The sequence below is a fragment of the Wenzhouxiangella sediminis genome, from assembly GCF_003410055.1.
Classification (GTDB): domain Bacteria; phylum Pseudomonadota; class Gammaproteobacteria; order Xanthomonadales; family Wenzhouxiangellaceae; genus Wenzhouxiangella; species Wenzhouxiangella sediminis.
Window position 1 is genome coordinate 63,859 of the sequence record NZ_QUZK01000052.1, and the last position, 16,020, is coordinate 79,878.

At 66.1% G+C, this 16,020-nt stretch carries 12 protein-coding genes; 6 read left to right on the top strand and 6 right to left on the bottom strand.

From position 1 onward, the window contains the following. Positions 1-57 precede the first annotated feature (57 nt). Genes DZC52_RS14625 through DZC52_RS14635 form a run of 3 tightly spaced genes read right to left on the bottom strand, consistent with a single transcriptional unit; the run spans position 58 to position 3,676 of the window. Positions 58-915 carry an ABC transporter permease gene (locus DZC52_RS14625; protein WP_116651891.1) on the bottom strand — a complete coding sequence of 286 codons (858 nt, stop codon included), beginning with the start codon at positions 913-915 and terminating at the stop codon, positions 58-60. Next, a complete protein-coding gene (locus DZC52_RS14630) occupies positions 912-1,871 on the bottom strand; it encodes an ABC transporter permease (RefSeq protein WP_116651892.1) in 960 nt (319 codons plus the stop codon). Before DZC52_RS14630 ends, DZC52_RS14625 begins: the two co-directional genes overlap by 4 nt. Further along, positions 1,868-3,676, bottom strand: a complete 1,809-nt coding sequence (locus DZC52_RS14635; protein WP_116651893.1) for an ABC transporter substrate-binding protein — start codon at positions 3,674-3,676, stop codon at positions 1,868-1,870. The genes DZC52_RS14630 and DZC52_RS14635 overlap by 4 nt, the downstream gene beginning before the upstream one ends. Before the next feature lie 189 nt (positions 3,677-3,865). Between DZC52_RS14635 and DZC52_RS14640 the strand changes: the two genes are divergently transcribed. Genes DZC52_RS14640 through DZC52_RS14650 form a run of 3 tightly spaced genes read left to right on the top strand, consistent with a single transcriptional unit; the run spans position 3,866 to position 6,412 of the window. Beyond that, a complete protein-coding gene (locus DZC52_RS14640; RefSeq protein WP_181918973.1) occupies positions 3,866-4,612 on the top strand; it encodes an EAL domain-containing protein in 747 nt (248 codons plus the stop codon). 1 nt (position 4,613) lies between these two features. Continuing rightward, complete coding sequence (locus tag DZC52_RS14645; protein ID WP_116651895.1) at positions 4,614-5,468, top strand: DUF6502 family protein; 855 nt, start codon at positions 4,614-4,616, stop codon at positions 5,466-5,468. A 41-nt stretch (positions 5,469-5,509) separates the two neighbouring features. Further along, positions 5,510-6,412 (top strand): hypothetical protein, encoded by a 903-nt coding sequence (locus DZC52_RS14650; RefSeq protein ID WP_116651896.1) that lies wholly within the window; start codon positions 5,510-5,512, stop codon positions 6,410-6,412. 131 nt (positions 6,413-6,543) lie between these two features. Here the strand turns inward: DZC52_RS14650 and DZC52_RS14655 are convergent, their stop codons facing one another. Further along, the gene (locus DZC52_RS14655; protein WP_116651897.1) at positions 6,544-6,906 is read right to left on the bottom strand and encodes a SirB2 family protein; all 363 of its coding nucleotides are present in this window, start codon (positions 6,904-6,906) and stop codon (positions 6,544-6,546) included. 144 nt (positions 6,907-7,050) lie between these two features. Between DZC52_RS14655 and DZC52_RS14660 the strand changes: the two genes are divergently transcribed. Further along, positions 7,051-8,976 (top strand): acetyl-CoA hydrolase/transferase C-terminal domain-containing protein, encoded by a 1,926-nt coding sequence (locus tag DZC52_RS14660; RefSeq protein ID WP_116651898.1) that lies wholly within the window; start codon positions 7,051-7,053, stop codon positions 8,974-8,976. 131 nt (positions 8,977-9,107) lie between these two features. On the opposite strand, the gene DZC52_RS14665 is transcribed toward DZC52_RS14660, so the two are convergent. Beyond that, positions 9,108-9,971 (bottom strand): alpha/beta hydrolase family protein, encoded by an 864-nt coding sequence (locus DZC52_RS14665; RefSeq protein WP_116651899.1) that lies wholly within the window; start codon positions 9,969-9,971, stop codon positions 9,108-9,110. A 211-nt stretch (positions 9,972-10,182) separates the two neighbouring features. On the opposite strand from DZC52_RS14665, the gene DZC52_RS14670 reads away from it, so the two are divergent. Further along, positions 10,183-10,776 (top strand): carboxymuconolactone decarboxylase family protein, encoded by a 594-nt coding sequence (locus DZC52_RS14670; protein ID WP_116651900.1) that lies wholly within the window; start codon positions 10,183-10,185, stop codon positions 10,774-10,776. A gap of 65 nt (positions 10,777-10,841) precedes the next feature. Here DZC52_RS14670 and DZC52_RS14675 read toward each other — a convergent pair whose 3' ends face one another. After that, the gene (locus DZC52_RS14675) at positions 10,842-11,867 is read right to left on the bottom strand and encodes a threonine aldolase family protein (protein ID WP_116651901.1); all 1,026 of its coding nucleotides are present in this window, start codon (positions 11,865-11,867) and stop codon (positions 10,842-10,844) included. A gap of 282 nt (positions 11,868-12,149) precedes the next feature. On the opposite strand from DZC52_RS14675, the gene hrpA reads away from it, so the two are divergent. Further along, entirely contained in the window at positions 12,150-15,998 is a 3,849-nt protein-coding gene (gene hrpA, locus DZC52_RS14680; RefSeq protein ID WP_116651902.1) for an ATP-dependent RNA helicase HrpA, read from the top strand. Positions 15,999-16,020: the final 22 nt, after the last annotated feature.

A 16,020-nucleotide genomic window follows, 5' to 3' on the forward strand; every position in this document is an offset into this window, starting at 1 on the left:
GATTGCTCCGGTCGATGTCGTTCATTATCACCTCCAGCACCGCGGACAGGCTTGCCGTCAGGCCAGTCGTTCCGTCGGGGTCCGGCGGACGCGGGGATCCAGGCGTTCCTGCAGCCCGTCGCTCAGGCTGTTGATCGACAGCACGAGGACGAACAGTGCCAGCGAGGCGGCGATGAAGTTGGTGAAATGTCCGGCGAGAATCTCCTGCGACGCCTCGGCGATCATGATGCCCCAGCTGATCGAGTCCTGCAGGCCGATGCCGAGGAAGCTGAGTACGACCTCGGCCTTGACCGCCGCCACGAATGCCAGCGAAGCCTGGACGAGCAGCAGCGGCGCCAGGTTGGGCAGGATGTGGCGAAGCAGGATGCGGCGGTTTGTCGAGCCGCTCGCCCGGGCGGCGGCGATGAACTCCCGCTCCCTGAGGCGCATTGACTCGGTGCGAACCAGGCGAGCCGTCAGCGTCCAGAAACTCAGGATCATGGCCAGTTGCATGGCGCCGGGCCAGCCTCTCATGGCGAAGGCGATCGCGGCGACGAACAGGTAGAAGGGGATCGCGTCGATCGTGCCGATCACCCAGGTCAGCAACGTGTCGATGCGTCGCCCGGCGTGGAAGCCCGCCAGTCCGCCGAGGGCGGCGCCCAGCGCCACGCTTGCGACGGCGACCAGCAGGCCCACTTCGAAGGCGGTCGCCGTGCCGGCCAGGAGGCGTTCGAGGATGTCCTGGCCGAGCCGATTCGTGCCCAGCCAGTGCTCGGGAGAGGGCGGCTCGCGCAGGGTCCCGCTGATCGTCGACCAGTCGGTGCCCCACAGGCCGCACCAGACGCCGGCCGCGGCTGCCAGGAAGACTGCCATCAGGGCGACCGGCAGTCGGTCCAGGCCGGCCAGGCGCCGGCGTAGCGTGACCGGGGCCGTCATGCGCCGCGTACCTTCGGATCGAGCAATCCGGTCAGCAGGTCGGTCACCGACAGCGCGAGCACGAAGAGGACCGAGGAAAGGCTCACGACGGCCATCATCACGGGCTGGTCCCCCGACATCATGGCGTTCCAGGTGACCATGCCGATGCCCGGGATGCCGAAATGCTTCTCGATGATCAGGCTGCCCGAAATCACGATCAGCGGAACGGCGACGAGGATGCGCGTCAGGATCGGCGGTGCGGCGGCCCGCAGCACGTAGCGAATCGCGATCCGGCCGTCCCCGAATCCATAGGCGCGGGCGGTTCTCACGGGCGGGTCGTGCAGGACGTTCCTGAACACCGAGCGGAAGAAGCGCAGGTTGTAGCCCAGTCCGGCGACGATCAGGCCCAGGCTCGGGACAGTCACGTGGCGCAGGTAGGAGGCAAGGTCGTGGACCCGCCAACCCCGGGCGGGAAACCAGTCAAGCCATACCGCGAAGACGGCCTGGAGCGCGATGACGATGATCACCAGGGAAAGGCTCATGCCGGTTGCTGAGACGATGGTGCACAAGCGGTCGACGAAGCCGCGCGGGCGCCAGGCGGCGACCATGGCCAGTGCCAGGGCCAGGACGATGCCGATCAGGAATCCCGGGGCCAGCAGCAGCAGGGAAACCGGGATGGCGCGGGCGAGCAGGTCGACGACCGGTTCCCCGCTGGCCAGCGCGTGACCGAGATCCAGGCGCGCCAGGCGAAGCAGGAAATCGGCGTAGCGCGGCAGGAATCCGCGATCCTGGCCGAGTGCCTGGCGAACCTGCTCGATCTGCTCGGGCGTGGGATTGCGGCCCAGCTGCTCCCAGGTGGGGTCGGGTCCGAAATGAACGGTCAGGGTGAAGCTGATCAGCGTCACGCCCAGCAGTAACGCCGTGGCCGTGACCAGCCGATCGAGGAGAAACCCGCCTCGGCTGCCCCCGGCGCTCATGGACGGTCTTCGACCACGTCCACGAACCGCAGGAAGTACCCGCCGACCATCTCCCGGTCCGGAAACATCCGGACGTCGGGGCGCCACAGGTACAGGCGGGTTCGCGAGAGCGATCCGATGATGACGCAGTCCTCGATGATCATCCGGTTGAGCCGGCGATAGAGCGCCGTTCGTTCCGGGCCGGCCGGCAGGGTCGACGCGCGCTCGAACAGGCGGTCGAACTCCGGGTTGTCATAGTTGACGCTGTTGGCGCCCGGTGCTGCGTTGGGGCCATAGAACAGTTGCAGGCTGTATTGGGCGTCCGGATAGGAAAGTGTCCAGCCGAGCAGGAAGAAATCGAGTTCGCGCTGGCCGATGGCGCGGGAGTACTCGCCGAAGCCGGCGAACGACCGGGGCTGGAAGTGCCCGGGTGGAAACCCGGCCTCCTGCATCCAGGCCCGGAACTGTTCGAACATCTGCCGCTGCTGGATGCTCGCTTCCAGGCCGTAGATCATGGGCGGGAGGGTGTCGGCCGTCCAGCCGGCCGATTGCAGGCGCTGCCGGGCCTGCCGCGGCCGATGGGTCACCGAATCGTCGTCGAAGGGCGGATCGTAGGCCGCGAGCACGGGCGGTATGGCGCCGGGGAAGACCCGGCCCAGGCCGTGATAGAAGGCTTCGTTACGGGCCGACCAGTCGAAGGCGTCGCGCATGGCGCAGCGCAATGCGCGGTTCTTGCGGTCGCGCACGGGATCGGCGCTGTGCCCGATCTCGGGGTTGGCCATGTTGAAGCCGTGGTAGACAAAGCCCGCTTCCAGCCCGTGGAGCGTGCGGTAGCGCTCGCGGATGGCTGGCTTGAAACGCAGCGGGCTGCGGCTCTCCAGCACGCGCTCGGCCAGTTCGGGCGGCACCATCACGACATCCACGCCCCCGTCGGAGGCGAAGCTGGTCCAGCGCGCGCTCGGTTCGGAGATGAAGTGAACCTCGATGCGGTCGACCAGGGGGTAGGGCTTGCCGTCGATGGGCTCCAGGTCGTAGCCGGCGTGGCGTTGGGGGTCGAATCCTTCCGCGGCGAGATCTACGGGGCCCCGGTCGAAGCCGGGGTTGGCTTCGAGCACGGCCATCGCCTCGTCGAAGCGGTTCAGGACGAAGGGGCCCGAGCCCACGGGATGCACGCCGAACTCCCGCCCGTAGTATTCGACGGCTTCGCGCGGCACGACAGCCGAAAGGGCCATCGCCAGTGTGTGCGTGAACTGGGGGTAGGGCTCGGTCAGTTCGATGCGAACAGTGCGCTCGTCGATCGCCGCCAAACCCGCCACCGATTGGTCGGCACTCCGGATGGTCGCGTCGCTTTCCAGGCCGACAATGCGATCACGCCACAACCAGCCGCCGCGCGAGCGGGTCTCGCTCATGAAATGCCGCTTGAGCGAGTAGACGACGTCGGCCGCCGTGACCGCGCGTCCCAGCCCCCCGGGAAAGGCCGGGTCGTCAGCGAACCGCGCCCCTTCGCGCAGGCGGATCCGGTACACGCGACCGTCCTCGGATACCTCCGGAAAGTCCTCGGCGAGGTTGGGAACCAGTTCGTAGGGGCGCGACAGGTATTTGTAGCGATACAGCGTGTCGAACAGGTTCTTGACCAGCGTGGCGGCATACACATTGTCCGCATGTGCGGGGTCGAGACTGGCCGGCGCCCCGTCGATGGCGTGCCGGTAGACCTTCTGCGCCGTTTCCGCGTCCGTTTCGCCCCGACCACAGCCGATCACCGCGATCGAGACCAACGCCAGGACGGCCGGGCGGGCGATCGGAATCCATAAACCCTTGAAGAACATGAGAAAAGCGACCCTTTCTTGTTCGTGCCCGGCTCGGTGACCCGGCGCGAGAAGTTAACAGTAGCGGAAGCGCCGGACCGGCCACAAGCCGGCCGGGCGCAATTTTTTCGGATTGAAGCTTGCAATTTATGGCAAATGCCGATATTGTCAATTACCAATATTGGCAAACGCCAGAAACGAGGAAATTTCATGGACGCCCAAGTCGCACACACGGCGCCGCTTCAGGCCACGACGGACTTCTGCACGTTCGCCGTCCATGAGATTCGTGCGCTCGAGGCCCAGGACGATCTCTTCGGCAGCGAGTACCCGTGGTACGAGGCCCTGATCCGGCCGCGGGGTATGCACCGTCACTGGTCGCCGGGCGATTTCGTCGATCGCCTCTATCTCGAGCGGCCCGTGCTCAGCACCGACCTCGAGGTATTTCGCCGCATCGCCTCATGGCTGCTGGCGCAGGAGAGGCCGACGCGCGTGAGCATCAACACGCACCCGGAATCGCTGACCAGCCGGCTGTTCGTGGAGACGGCGATCGAGTTTCAGCGGCGGGCCTGCCAGGACGGGCATTCGATCTGCCTGGAGCTGATCGAGTTCGGCCGCAGCCGGGAGAAAACTTCACTGGTGTCGAACGCGCAGCGCCTGCGAAGGGCCGGACTGCTCATCGCGCTCGACGATTTCGGTAGCCGGGTCAACTGCTTCGATCTTTGCGCGGCCGGCATCGTCGACCTGCTCAAGATCGACATCGGGGTCACCAGCGGTGTGCACGTGGATCGCAACCAGCGCGCCATCGTCGACAGCATCAAGACGCTTGGCCGGGGCCTCGGTGCCCGGGTCATCGCGGAAGGGGTGGAAACATCGAGACAGGTGGACGCCCTGCGTGAGCTAGAGGTGGACTACGCCCAGGGCTTCCATTTCCAGAAACCCCAACTCTTGGAGATCTGAAATGGGTCAGGCACTCGCCCACGAACAGCAAGGCCAGGACATCAGCTGGCTGGTCGAAGCCATGATGCGGATGATCCGACCGATCGTTCGCTTCTCGATCGGCCGCGTGTCCTGCGCCGCCCTGGTCAACCTCGTCCGTGAGGTCTACGTCGAGGAGGCCAGGAACTACCTGCAGCAGGAAAACCCCGATCGAAAGGTCACCCGGTCGGCCCTGGCCCTGCTCTGCGGTATGGATGGCCGGGCCATCAAGGCGTTCGAGGAGAATCCGGATCGCAGCTACGTCCCTTCGGACGTCTGCTCAGAGGCCGCCATCCTCGAAATGTGGAACAAGGACGAGGATTTCGCGGACTCGGAAACGGGGCAGCCGAACGAGCTTCTCATCCACGGGCCCCACGGCACTTTTCAGCGCCTCGTCAGCCGGGCCGCCGGTCGGGCGGTGACGCCCCAGACGGCGCTGGAACGGCTGCTCGAGAGCGGCAACGTGGAATTGCTCGACGACGGCATGAAGGTGCGCCTCGTCGATACCGTCTACAAGCCCGTCAAGGATTCGGAGAAGACGGCGATCGAGGCGGGAAGCCTCGCCATCAATCGCCTGGGCAAGTCGGTCATTCACAACACCAGCCGCGTGGCGGAAAGCGACGCTCCCTGGCTGCAGCAGGACCGTTGGTCCACGCGTATCCCCGCCGATCGGCTGGAGGAAGTGCGCAAGAGCGTCAGGGCGGTGCTGGAGAAGCACATTCTCGAAGTCGAGAACTGCATGGAAGACGAGGAGAAGAAGCCCTCCGAGTCGCCCGAATGTTCCGTCGGCGTCGGTTGGTACTACTGGGAGAGTTCTCCCGAACAGGCTTCATCCTGAATCGCATCGCATCACTTTCGAGCACTCCAAAGGAGGCCACCATGGCACGAGTCATCGAGAAATCAGGCACCGGAATCGGCCGCAGCGGCACCGGCATTGAAAAGAGCGGCACCGGTATCGAGAAGAGCGGCACCGGTATCGAAAAGAGCGGCACCGGCATCGCCCGTCTGTCCGTGATGCTCGTGGCTCTCGCGACCATGATGCTCAGCGGCATCGCCTTCGCGTCCGACACCCGGGTGGCGGTATCGAGCAAGAACGGTCACGCCATCGTTTCGGTTCATGGTGAGGAGGGCGTGATGATCGGCGTTTCGCCCACTGCCATCGACGCGGCCGGCTACGCCAGGGTTCCCCTGTACTCCGTCCTTCAGTCCGGCGAAGACGCTTTCTCAATGGGCCTGCTGGTCCAGGGTTCGGGCAGCGGCTCGGCCGGGGAATCCGACCAGGGCAACGAATCCGGCACGCTCGTCCAGGGCTCCGGCAGCGGCAGCTCGAAGGAATCCGTCCAGCCCGGCGGGCAGCTCATGGTCCAGGGCTCGGGCAGTGGCTCGGCCGGTGAAAGCTGCAGCGGCGGCTCGTCGATGCTGGTCCAGGGTTCGGGCAGCGGCTCGGCCGGCGAAGGCTGCAGCGGTGCGCCCACCCTGATGGTGCAGGGTTCGGGCAGCGGCTCCGCGGGCGAGAACTGCAGCGGTGCACCGACCCTGATGGTGCAGGGCTCGGGCAGCGGCTCGGCCGGAGAGGCTGCCGGCTGCGGCGTGAAGCCCTGGGGCTATGCCGAAGTGGTCGTCGATCGCGATGGCACCCACGTCATCGTCAACCGCCTGGAGCAGTCGGGCGCCGTCGAGTACCTGATGGCCTTCCTGCCGTCGGGCTCGAGCGCCGCCGTATCGGGTTCGCTCCGTGGGGGTCAGGAAAGAGGAACCCACGAATTCGTCGCCGTGCAGTGAGTCGCCGGTGATCCAGTGATGGTTTGCTTTCCAATGGGCGTTTGAGTCGTCAGTCTCCCCCTTCCCGTTGACGACTCATGCGTTGTTGGCTGCCCCGGCTCTGCCGGGGCTTTTTTATGGGCGACTGGTTATTACAGTGGCTTGTGCAGTGCGAGGGCGGCCACCGCGAGGAACACGCACAGTGCGACCAGGTAGAAGCCGACGGCGCGTGATCGGTCCCGGGCCTTGAACGCCGCGATGCCGAGCAGGATGTAGGCGAGCACCAGCAGCAGCTTGACGCCCAACCAGGACATCAGGGGCCATCCGACAACGATCCATAGCGTGACACCGGAGGCGAGCAGCACGGTGTCGACGATGTGTGGTGCGATCTTCCAGAAGCGGTGGGCCAGCGGCTGTCGCAGCACGAGGCGGATGAAGCCGCGCAGGGCGAAGCCGATTCCGCTGGTCAGCGCCAGGAAGACGTGAATGTTCTTCAAGAGGGGGTAGTACTGCATGGCCGGACCGCTTCGATAAAGTGTGCAGACGATGCATTTTAGGGAAGTGGCGGCCTTGGGTGTGGCTTTCGGGCCGACGCCAAGCGGTCGACACGTTGTTAGTGGCAGCCCCCTGCGGAGATAATGGGCTTCGGGCCATCGTGGATGGCGCAATTCGAATTTCTTGCAGGGGCTACCGACGTGACCGACAACGGGCCGACGCCTTACGACGCACTGATCGACCGCATCATCGACCGAGTCGGGAGGCGGCTCGTGGTCGGGCTTCCGCTCGGCCTGGGCAAGCCCAATCGCCTGGTCAACGCTTTGTACCGGCGCGCCTGCCGTGATCCGGAACTGCAACTGGAGATCGTCACCGCGCTCTCCCTGGACCTGCCGGAGTCTTCGCACTGGCTGGCGAAGCGGCTGATGGATCCCGCGGTCGAACGGCTGTTCGGCCGGGACTATCCGCGCCTGGAATACGTCCGCGACCAGCGCATCGACCGGGTTCCGGACAACGTCAAGGTGACGGAATTCTATTTCCAGTCCGGTGCCGCGCTGGGCCATCCGGTCATGCAGCGCCATTACGTGTCCTCGAATTACACCCACGTGGCGAGAGACCTGGTCGATCGCGGCATCAACCTGCTGCTGCAACTGGTGGCCGGGCCCGTGGGCGGCCGATACAGCTTGTCCTGCAATCCCGACGTCACCCTGGACGTGGTCGAGCGCCTGCACAGGGACGCCGATTGGCCCTGGCTTGCCGTGGGGCAAGTTCACCCGGAACTGCCGTTCATGCACGGCGATGCCGTCATCGAGCCGGGTTTCTTCGATGAAATCATCGACGAGGACCCGCGCCAGCCGCTGTTCGGCGTGCCGCGCGCCCGCGTCTCCCTGCAGGACCACGCCGTGGGCTTGCAAGCATCCCGCCTGCAGGCCGACGGCGGCACGCTGCAGATCGGCATCGGCTCGCTGAGTGACGCCCTGGTCAACGCCATGATCCACCGCCATCGCGACAATGCGGCCTACCGGCGGCTGGTCGATCGCCTCGATGCGCCTTCGGCGGAATTCGAACACCTCGGCTCCTTCGAGGAAGGCATCTACGGTGCCAGCGAGATGTTCATGGACGGGTTCATGCACCTCTACCGGGCGGGCATTCTCACGCGCGAGGTGTTCGACGATCTCGACTTGCAGCAGCGGGTCAATGCCGGGGAATCCGTCGAACAGGCCGGCGAGGGCGCCGTTATGGACGGCGGCTTCGTCCTGGGCAGCGGTGAGTTCTATCGCTTCCTGCGCGAACTGGACGACAGCGAGCGCCCGCGCTTTCGGATGCACGGGGTGGGCCGGATCAACCAGCTCTACGGCGGCGCCGAGGCGCTCGAGGTCGCCCAGCGCCGGCACGCCTGCTTCATCAATACCTGCATGATGGTCACCGCGACAGGGGCGGCCGTTTCCGACGGCCTGGCCGATCACCAGGTCGTTTCAGGCGTGGGCGGCCAGTACAACTTCGTGGCCATGGCCCATGCAATGGACGACGGACGATCCGTGCTCATGCTGCGCTCGACGCGCACGCGCAGCAGCGGCGAGGTGACATCCAATGTCGTCTGGGAGTATCCGCACACCACGATCCCCCGCCACCTGCGCGACCTGGTGGTGACCGAATACGGCGTGGCCGAACTGCGCGGCCGGACCGACGAGGAATGCATCAAGGCCCTGGTCGGCATCATGGACGCCCGTTTCCAGGACGAGCTGGTCGAGCGCGCCAAGAAGGCCGGCAAGCTGGATCCCGCCTGGGAAGTTCCCGAGCGGGCGCGGCGAAATACTCCCGAGTTTCTCGAACACGCCTTCGCCGACTGCCGTTCGGTGTTTCCGGACTACCCCTTCGGCTGCGACTTCACCGAGGTCGAACAGCGCCTGATTCCCGCGCTCGAGCGCCTCAAGGGACTATCCAACGACAAGTTCGGCCTGGCGCGCGCGCTGCTCAGGGGGCGTCCGGGCGAACACCTCGAGGAACTCGAGCGACTGGGCCTGGCCGAGCCGTCGACCTTCAGGGAGCGCATTTACGCCCGGTTGGTGGCGGCGATGTTGGACGATTGAGTTTTCAGGTTTCAGGTTTCAGGTTTCAGGGCTCAAGCTGTGTCGCCCCGGACTTGATCCGGGGCCTTCTTTCGGGTGGCAGCCTCGTTTGGGGGTCCCGGATCGGGTCCGGGACGACGCTGCGCGTCGGTTCAGGGGCCCGCGGGCGGCGCGCTCTCTTCCAGCCACGCCCTGATCGCTTCTGCTGTCGGGTCCGGCCGTTTCATCCAGGCATAGTGATCGGCTTTTTCGCCGGGCTCGGCGGCTTCGACGGTTTGCCTGGTGATCTCGCAGCTGTCGAGTTTGTCGAGCAGCCAGTCGAGCGATCGTCTCGGGACGAACCAGTCGTCGGCCATGTCGAGCGCCAGGACCGGAAGGCGCAGCGCATGAAGCCGTGCCTCGATGTCGAAATCGACACCGGCGGGTTCGTAGCGCCCCGAGCGCGCGCTGCGCGCCCAGTCGGCCATCACGCCGCGCGCCTCGTTGCCGGCGAAGCCGACACGCTTGCCGGGGTAGTAGCCGATCAGGGTCCCCAGGGTTGGAAACGCGAACATGATGGTCGCCATGACCGCTTTCATGGGCAGGGGAAAGGTGCGCCAGTAGGGTGATCCGCCCGCGAGTACGATCAGGCCGAGACAGTGCCGCGAGTCGACGGCCGCGCTCAGGCAAGCAAACTGCGACCCCAGGCTGTGACCGCCGATCAGGTGGCCGCCGGGCGCCTGTCCGGCCACGGCCTGCCGGGCGGCATCGATATCGTCGAGGAGTTCGCGGTAGCCCCAGTTCGACTCCCTCGAGGCGCGGACGCTCGACGACCCGTTCCCGCGCCATTCGTGGATGAAGACGCTGGTGCCGCTCTGGGCCAGCGCGCGGGCGAAGCGGATGAAAAGGCGCGCGCTCAATCCCATGCCCGGCAGGAAGAGGAAGGCCTGCCGCGGCCGGTCTGCGGCCACGTGGATCAGTTCAAAGCGATGGCCGTCCGGGGCTTCGACGGCGATGACGGGCTGGTCGTGGGGCATCTGAAAATTGTCTTTCAGGTTTCAGGTTTCAGGTTTCAGGACTCAAGTTCTGTCGCCCCGGACTTGATCCGGGGCCTTCTATCCGGTGGCAGCCTCGTTTTGGGGTCCCGGATCGGGGTCCGGGACGACGCTTCGCGTCGGTTCAGTGCTCCATGCTCCGTACTCCATCCTCGGTATAGTGGCCCTTTTGGAATTCAGGAGGTCTTTCTCCATGGCACACATCGATCCCTTGCCTGCAGATCATACCCCGGAGCTGGCCGACACCTTCCGCCACTTCGAAGAGATCCTGGGCTTCGTGCCCAACAGCTTGCTGACGCTTCAGCGGCGTCCGCAGATCGTGCGGGCCTTCGGCGAGTTGACCGCGGCGGTCATGGACCCGGAAGGCAGCGTCGATCCGGCCTTCAAGCGCCTGCTGGCTCACTTCGCCAGCCGGGCGGCCGGCTGCCAGTACTGCGAGGCGCATTCACTGGTGGCCGCCGGGATCAGCGGCCTGCCGCAGGAGAAGCTCGACGCTTTGTGGGAGTACCAGACCAGCGAGCAGTATTCGGAGGCCGAGCGAGCGGCGCTCGATTTCGCCCTGGCCGCCGGGGCGGTGCCCAATGCCGTGGACGACGAAGTCATGTCCCGCCTGAAGGCGCATTGGAGCGAGGAGCAGATCGTCGAGCTGCTGGCGGCCGTCTGCCTCTACGGCTTTCTCAACCGCTGGAACGACTCCATGGCCACCGACCTCGAGGAAGGTCCGAAGTCGCTCGGCGACCGGGTGCTCAAGCAGGGTGGCTGGACCGGCGGAAAGCACCTGGGATGATGTTGGCTGCTCAGCTGGTTGGCCGGTTGGGCGAATAGTCCCGATTCGCGTCAGGTTGCCTGCAGCTATTCATCCAGCGCTCCGAGGAATTCGGCGACCTGCTCTTCGGTGGTGGCCCAGGAGCAGACCAGGCGGGCCAGGTCGTCGTGGCCGGGCCAGATGTGGAACAGGAAGCCCTGTGCCTTGAGTGCCGCCAGCTTCTCCGGTTCGGCCTTCATGAACACCTCGTTGGATTCCACCGGCCAATGCAGGGATGCACGCGCATTGGCCTCGATGCCGCGGGCCAGCTGCGTGGCCCGCTCGTTGGCGGTGCCGGCGAGCGTCAGCCAGAGATCGTCGTCGAGCATCGCCAGCAATTGCGCCGACACGTAGCGCATCTTCGAAAGCAGGTGGCCGGCGCGCTTGCGTCGTCGCTCCATGCCCTCCAGCCACTCCGGGTGACCGAACACGACGATCGCCTCGGCGGTCAGCGCCCCGTTCTTGGTCGCGCCGAAACTCAGCACGTCGACACCGGCCTTCCAGGTGGTTTCGGAGGGGTGGCAGTCGAGGTGGTGAACGGCATTGGCGAAGCGCGCGCCGTCCATGTGCAGGTGCAATCCGCGCTCGTGGGTGGCGTGCGCAATGGCGCGAATCTCTTCGGGCCGGTAGGTCGTTCCGCACTCGGTGGCCTGGGTGATCGAGACCACCGAGGGCTTGACGTTGTGCACACCGTGGCTGCCTGCGCCGTCGATGGTTGCCGCCACCGTCGATGGGTCCAGCTTGCCGTTCTCTCCCGGCAGGGGCATCAGCTTGGCGCCGCCGGAGTAGAATTCCGGCGCGCCGTTCTCGTCGTTCTGGATATGGGCCAGCTGGTGGCACAGGATTGCGCCCCAGGGCGGACTCAATTCGGCAATGGCCGCGCAGTTGGCCGCCGTGCCGGTGGCGATCGGAAGGACCCGGCAATCGGTGTCGAACAATTCGCTGAAGCGTTGATCGAGCTGCCTGCTGTACTCGTCGTTGGCGTAGGCTGTCGCGAATCCTTCGTTGGCGCGCGTGATCGCCTCGATCATCGCCGGATGCGCCGGCGCTTCGTTGTCGCTGGTGAAGTTCATCGAAACTCGAAGGTCTGTTGGGGGTCTGGGGCGTAGCCTAGCACCTTGGCTGGTTCGAGCTAGCGGGCTTCGGGGGTGATGAAGGTTTCAGCTTTCAGGTTTCAGGAAAGCCATCCCGGCGCAGCCAGCCCCAATGACCGATGAAGCACCCACGCGCTCTTCCGGAACCCCGAACCCCGAACCCGGAACCCCAGGTCTCCCCTGAACCCTGAACCCTAAAACCTGAAACCTGAAACCTGAAACCTCCATTCCGAAACCTCCCGATCTGAAACAATAACGCCGATGTCAGAGATTCCCACATTCGAGCCGGACAAAGTCATGCAGCGTGATGTCGGCTGGCTCAAGCGCCGGCACAGCCAGCTCGTGCGCTTTCGGGGCCCGGCCGAAAAGCGCGCGCGCCTGCTCGAAGAATACGAGAAGCGCCTGAACGACTCCATGTCCGTGCGGGCAATGCGGGCCGAGGCGCGACCCGACACCGGTGAAGCGCCCGACCTGCCCATCTCGGCGCATGCCGGGCGCATCGTCGAGGCAATCCGGGAACATCAGGTCGTGATCGTCGCCGGCGAGACCGGCTCGGGCAAGTCGACCCAGTTGCCCAAACTCTGCCTCGACGCCGGTCGCGGCGTTCGCGGCCTGGTCGGCTGCACCCAGCCGCGGCGCATCGCCGCACGATCGGTAGCGCGCCGCGTGGCCGAGGAACTCGGCACGGAGCTCGGCGGCGCCGTCGGTTTCCAGGTGCGCTTCACCGACCGGGTGTCGTCGGATAGCTACGTCAAGTTCATGACCGATGGCATCCTGCTCGCGGAGATCCACCATGACCGATTGCTCGATGCCTACGACACCTTGATCATCGACGAGGCCCACGAGCGAAGCCTGAACATCGACTTCCTGCTCGGCTATCTCAAGCGCCTGACGTCCCGACGTCCCGATCTCAAGATCGTGATTACCTCGGCGACGATCGACACCGAACGATTCGCCGAGCACTTCGATGATGCGCCGGTGATCACCGTCGAGGGGCGCGGCTATCCGGTCGATATCCAGTACCAGTCGTCGAAGGAAGGCGAAGACCTGCCGCAGCAGGTGCGTCGGGCAGTCGAGGCGGTCAGCCGGATCGACCCGCGCGGCGATGTGCTGATCTTCCTCCCCGGTGAGCGCGAAATCTTCCAGGTCTCGCGCATTCTCAAGCGGGCGAGCCTGACCCATACCGAAGTCCTGCCGCTGTATGCGAGATTGCCGGCGGGGCAGCAGGACCGAATCTTCAAGCCGGGCGCCGGGCGGCGCATCGTGCTGGCCACCAACGTGGCCGAAACGTCGCTGACCGTGCCCGGCATCCGCTTCGTGATCGACTCGGGCCTGGCGCGCATTTCCCGCTATGCGGCCCACTCCAAGGTCCTGCGCCTGCCGGTGGAGCCCGTGTCGCAGGCTTCCTGCAACCAGCGCGCGGGTCGCTGCGGACGCGTCGGGCCGGGCACCTGCATCCGGCTGTTCGAAGAGGCCGATTTCCTGGCGCGCCCGGAATTCACCGAACCCGAGATCCAGCGCGCCGGGCTGGTCGGCGTGGTGCTGGAAATGCTCTCACTCGGCCTGGGCGACCCGGAGGACTTTCCATTCGTCGATGCTCCGCCCAAGCGCCTCATCGGCGAGGCCCGGCAGAGCCTGTTCGAACTCGGTGCGGTAGACGAAGAGCGCCGTTTGACCAAGCGGGGGCGGACGCTTGCGAGGCTGCCGGTCGACGTTCGCCACGCACGCATGCTCATGGAGGCCGCCGAGCGCGGCGCGCTCGCGGAGCTGCTGGTGCTGGTCGCCGGCCTGTCGGTGGCCGACGTGCGCGATCGCCCGCTGGACCAGCAGCAGGCCGCCGACCAGGCCCACGCGCAGTTCGTGGTGCCCGACTCCGATTTCCTGACCCTGATGAAGCTGTGGCAGTGGTGGCAGGCGGTGCGCTCGGAGCATTCCCGCAACCAGGCCGACAAGCTGGCACGCAAGCATTTCCTGGCGCCGCAGCGCCTCCACGAATGGGGGCAGCTGCACGGCCAGCTCCGGCAGATCGCCCGGGAGGAGCGCTGGCGGCCGGGTAAGTTCGGCGCGGCAGCGCCCGAAGACGTGCACCGCAGCCTGCTCGCCGGCCTGCTCGGGATGATCGGCCAGCACCAGGAAGGCGGGGAATACCAGGGCGCGCGCGGCCATAAATTCCGCATCTTCCCCGGCTCGGTCCTGGCGCGCCGCAATCCGGGCTGGATCATGGCTGCCGAGCTGGTCGAAACGGCCCGGCCCTATGCGCGCATGGTGGCGCCGGTCAAGCCGGAGTGGCTCGAAGAGCAGGGCGCGCACCTGCTCAAGCGCCGCTTCTTCGATCCGCACTGGGACAAACGTTCGGGCCGCGTCATGGGCTACGAGCAGGTCAGCCTTCACGGTCTGGTCCTGGTGGAGAAGCGCAGGGCCCACTACGGCCCCCACGATCCGGCGACCGCGCGCTCGATCTTCATCCGCCACGCCCTGGTGCGCGGCGAGATTCACTCCAGGGCCGAGTTCCTCAAGCGCAACGCCGCGCTCCGGCGCGAACTGGCCGAGCACGAGCACAAGCGGCGCCGGCGCGATGTGCTGGCGGCCGAGGCCGAACTGGAAGCCTTCTTCGCCGAGCGGCTGCCGAAGGATGTCTACACGACCCGCGCCTTCGCGCGCTGGTACGAAAAGCTCGACGAAGACGAGCGCTCGAAGCTGCTCTACGACCGGGCCACGCTGCTTCGCGACGAGGCGTCCCTGGCCGGGCGGGAGGCCTTCCCGGAGACCCTGGCCGTGGGGCCGGAGCGGTTTCGCCTGCACTACCATTTCGATCCGGCGAGCGAACGCGACGGCGTCATGCTGGACTGCCCGCTGCACCTGCTCAATCGCCTCGATCCCGGGCGGCTCCAGTGGCTGGTGCCGGGGCTCCTGGAGGAAAAGGTCACCGCCCTGATCGCCAGCCTGCCCAAGTCCAAGCGCCGCTCCCTGGTTCCTGCCGCCGACTACGCCCGCGCGGCCATCGAGTCCCTGGGTGCGCCCGAGGGGGCGCTCCACGATCGCCTGGCCGACGAACTCTCGAGGATGTCGGGAATGGACGTGCAGCCCGGCGACTTCAAGCCCGGCAAGCTGCCCCGGCACCTGCTTGTCCTGGTAAGGCTGCGCGACGAGGACGGCAGCATCCTGGGCGAAAGCCGGAATGTCGAGGCGCTGGTCGAACGCTTCAGCGAGCGCGCGCGGCGGGAATTCATGGACCGCCAGGCCGGTCAGTGGCAGCGCGACGGACTCGGGCCGGACGACTTTCCCGAGCTGCCGGAGGAGATCACCACCCGCGGCGGTCACCGGGCCTGGCCCGCTCTGACGGCCCAGGGCGATCGTGCCGGCATTCGCCTGTTCGACACCGAGGAGGATGCGCGTGAGGCCCACCGCGGGGGATTGCTGGCCCTGCTGCGCGCCGCCCTGCGCGACAAGTGCAAGTATCTGAAGAAGAATCACGGCCTCTCCCGCGAGGCCCAGCTCGCCTGGACGCGAATCGAAGACATCGCCGCGTTTGCCGAAGGTTTGCGCGACCTGGCGCTGAGGAGCTTCCTGGACACGGCCTGGTCGGTTCGCGACCGCGCTGCCTTCGATCGGCTGGTCTCCGCCGCTCGTCAGGAATTGCTGGCAACATATGGCGATCTGTCGAAAACTGCAGACAAGTGTCTGAAGGACTGGCATCAGCTCTCCATGTGGCTCGACAGCCTGGAGGAGGCTGTGCCGAAAGCCGTCGAGGACATGCGCAGCCAGCTCGATGACCTGATGTACGCCGGGTTTCTCGGCGACATCGACGTCGAAAGGTTCCAGCACTACCCGCGCTATCTCGAGGCCTTGCGCATGCGGCTGGAGGCGCTGGAACTCGATCCCGTCCGTGACAGTCAGCGCATGGCGGAGGTCGCGCCCTGGTGGCAGCGCTATCTGGACCGGCTGGCGGAGGGTTGGTACACGCCCGAGCTCGACCGATATCGCTGGCTGGTGGAAGAATTCAGGGTGCAGATCTTCGCCCAGAAGCTCGGAACCGCCGAGAAGACTTCGAACAAGCGTCTCGAGGATGCCTGGGCGGAATGCGGGGCCGAAGCGGGGGAAAATACGTGAACTGTTTCGCAAATGATGCCAG

What these genes read in the sequence shown, in the direction of transcription:
- DZC52_RS14645 (WP_116651895.1), top strand. Translation starts at nt 4,614, where the DNA reads ATGGGTCAGGCACTCGCCCACGAACAGCAAGGCCAGGACATCAGCTGG.
- DZC52_RS14675 (WP_116651901.1), bottom strand. Translation starts at nt 11,867, where the DNA reads ATGAACTTCACCAGCGACAACGAAGCGCCGGCGCATCCGGCGATGATC.
- DZC52_RS14650 (WP_116651896.1), top strand. Translation starts at nt 5,510, where the DNA reads ATGGCACGAGTCATCGAGAAATCAGGCACCGGAATCGGCCGCAGCGGC.
- DZC52_RS14670 (WP_116651900.1), top strand. Translation starts at nt 10,183, where the DNA reads ATGGCACACATCGATCCCTTGCCTGCAGATCATACCCCGGAGCTGGCC.
- DZC52_RS14630 (WP_116651892.1), bottom strand. Translation starts at nt 1,871, where the DNA reads ATGAGCGCCGGGGGCAGCCGAGGCGGGTTTCTCCTCGATCGGCTGGTC.
- hrpA (WP_116651902.1), top strand. Translation starts at nt 12,150, where the DNA reads ATGTCAGAGATTCCCACATTCGAGCCGGACAAAGTCATGCAGCGTGAT.
- DZC52_RS14635 (WP_116651893.1), bottom strand. Translation starts at nt 3,676, where the DNA reads ATGTTCTTCAAGGGTTTATGGATTCCGATCGCCCGCCCGGCCGTCCTG.
- DZC52_RS14660 (WP_116651898.1), top strand. Translation starts at nt 7,051, where the DNA reads ATGGCGCAATTCGAATTTCTTGCAGGGGCTACCGACGTGACCGACAAC.
- DZC52_RS14655 (WP_116651897.1), bottom strand. Translation starts at nt 6,906, where the DNA reads ATGCAGTACTACCCCCTCTTGAAGAACATTCACGTCTTCCTGGCGCTG.
- DZC52_RS14625 (WP_116651891.1), bottom strand. Translation starts at nt 915, where the DNA reads ATGACGGCCCCGGTCACGCTACGCCGGCGCCTGGCCGGCCTGGACCGA.
- DZC52_RS14665 (WP_116651899.1), bottom strand. Translation starts at nt 9,971, where the DNA reads ATGCCCCACGACCAGCCCGTCATCGCCGTCGAAGCCCCGGACGGCCAT.
- DZC52_RS14640 (WP_181918973.1), top strand. Translation starts at nt 3,866, where the DNA reads ATGGACGCCCAAGTCGCACACACGGCGCCGCTTCAGGCCACGACGGAC.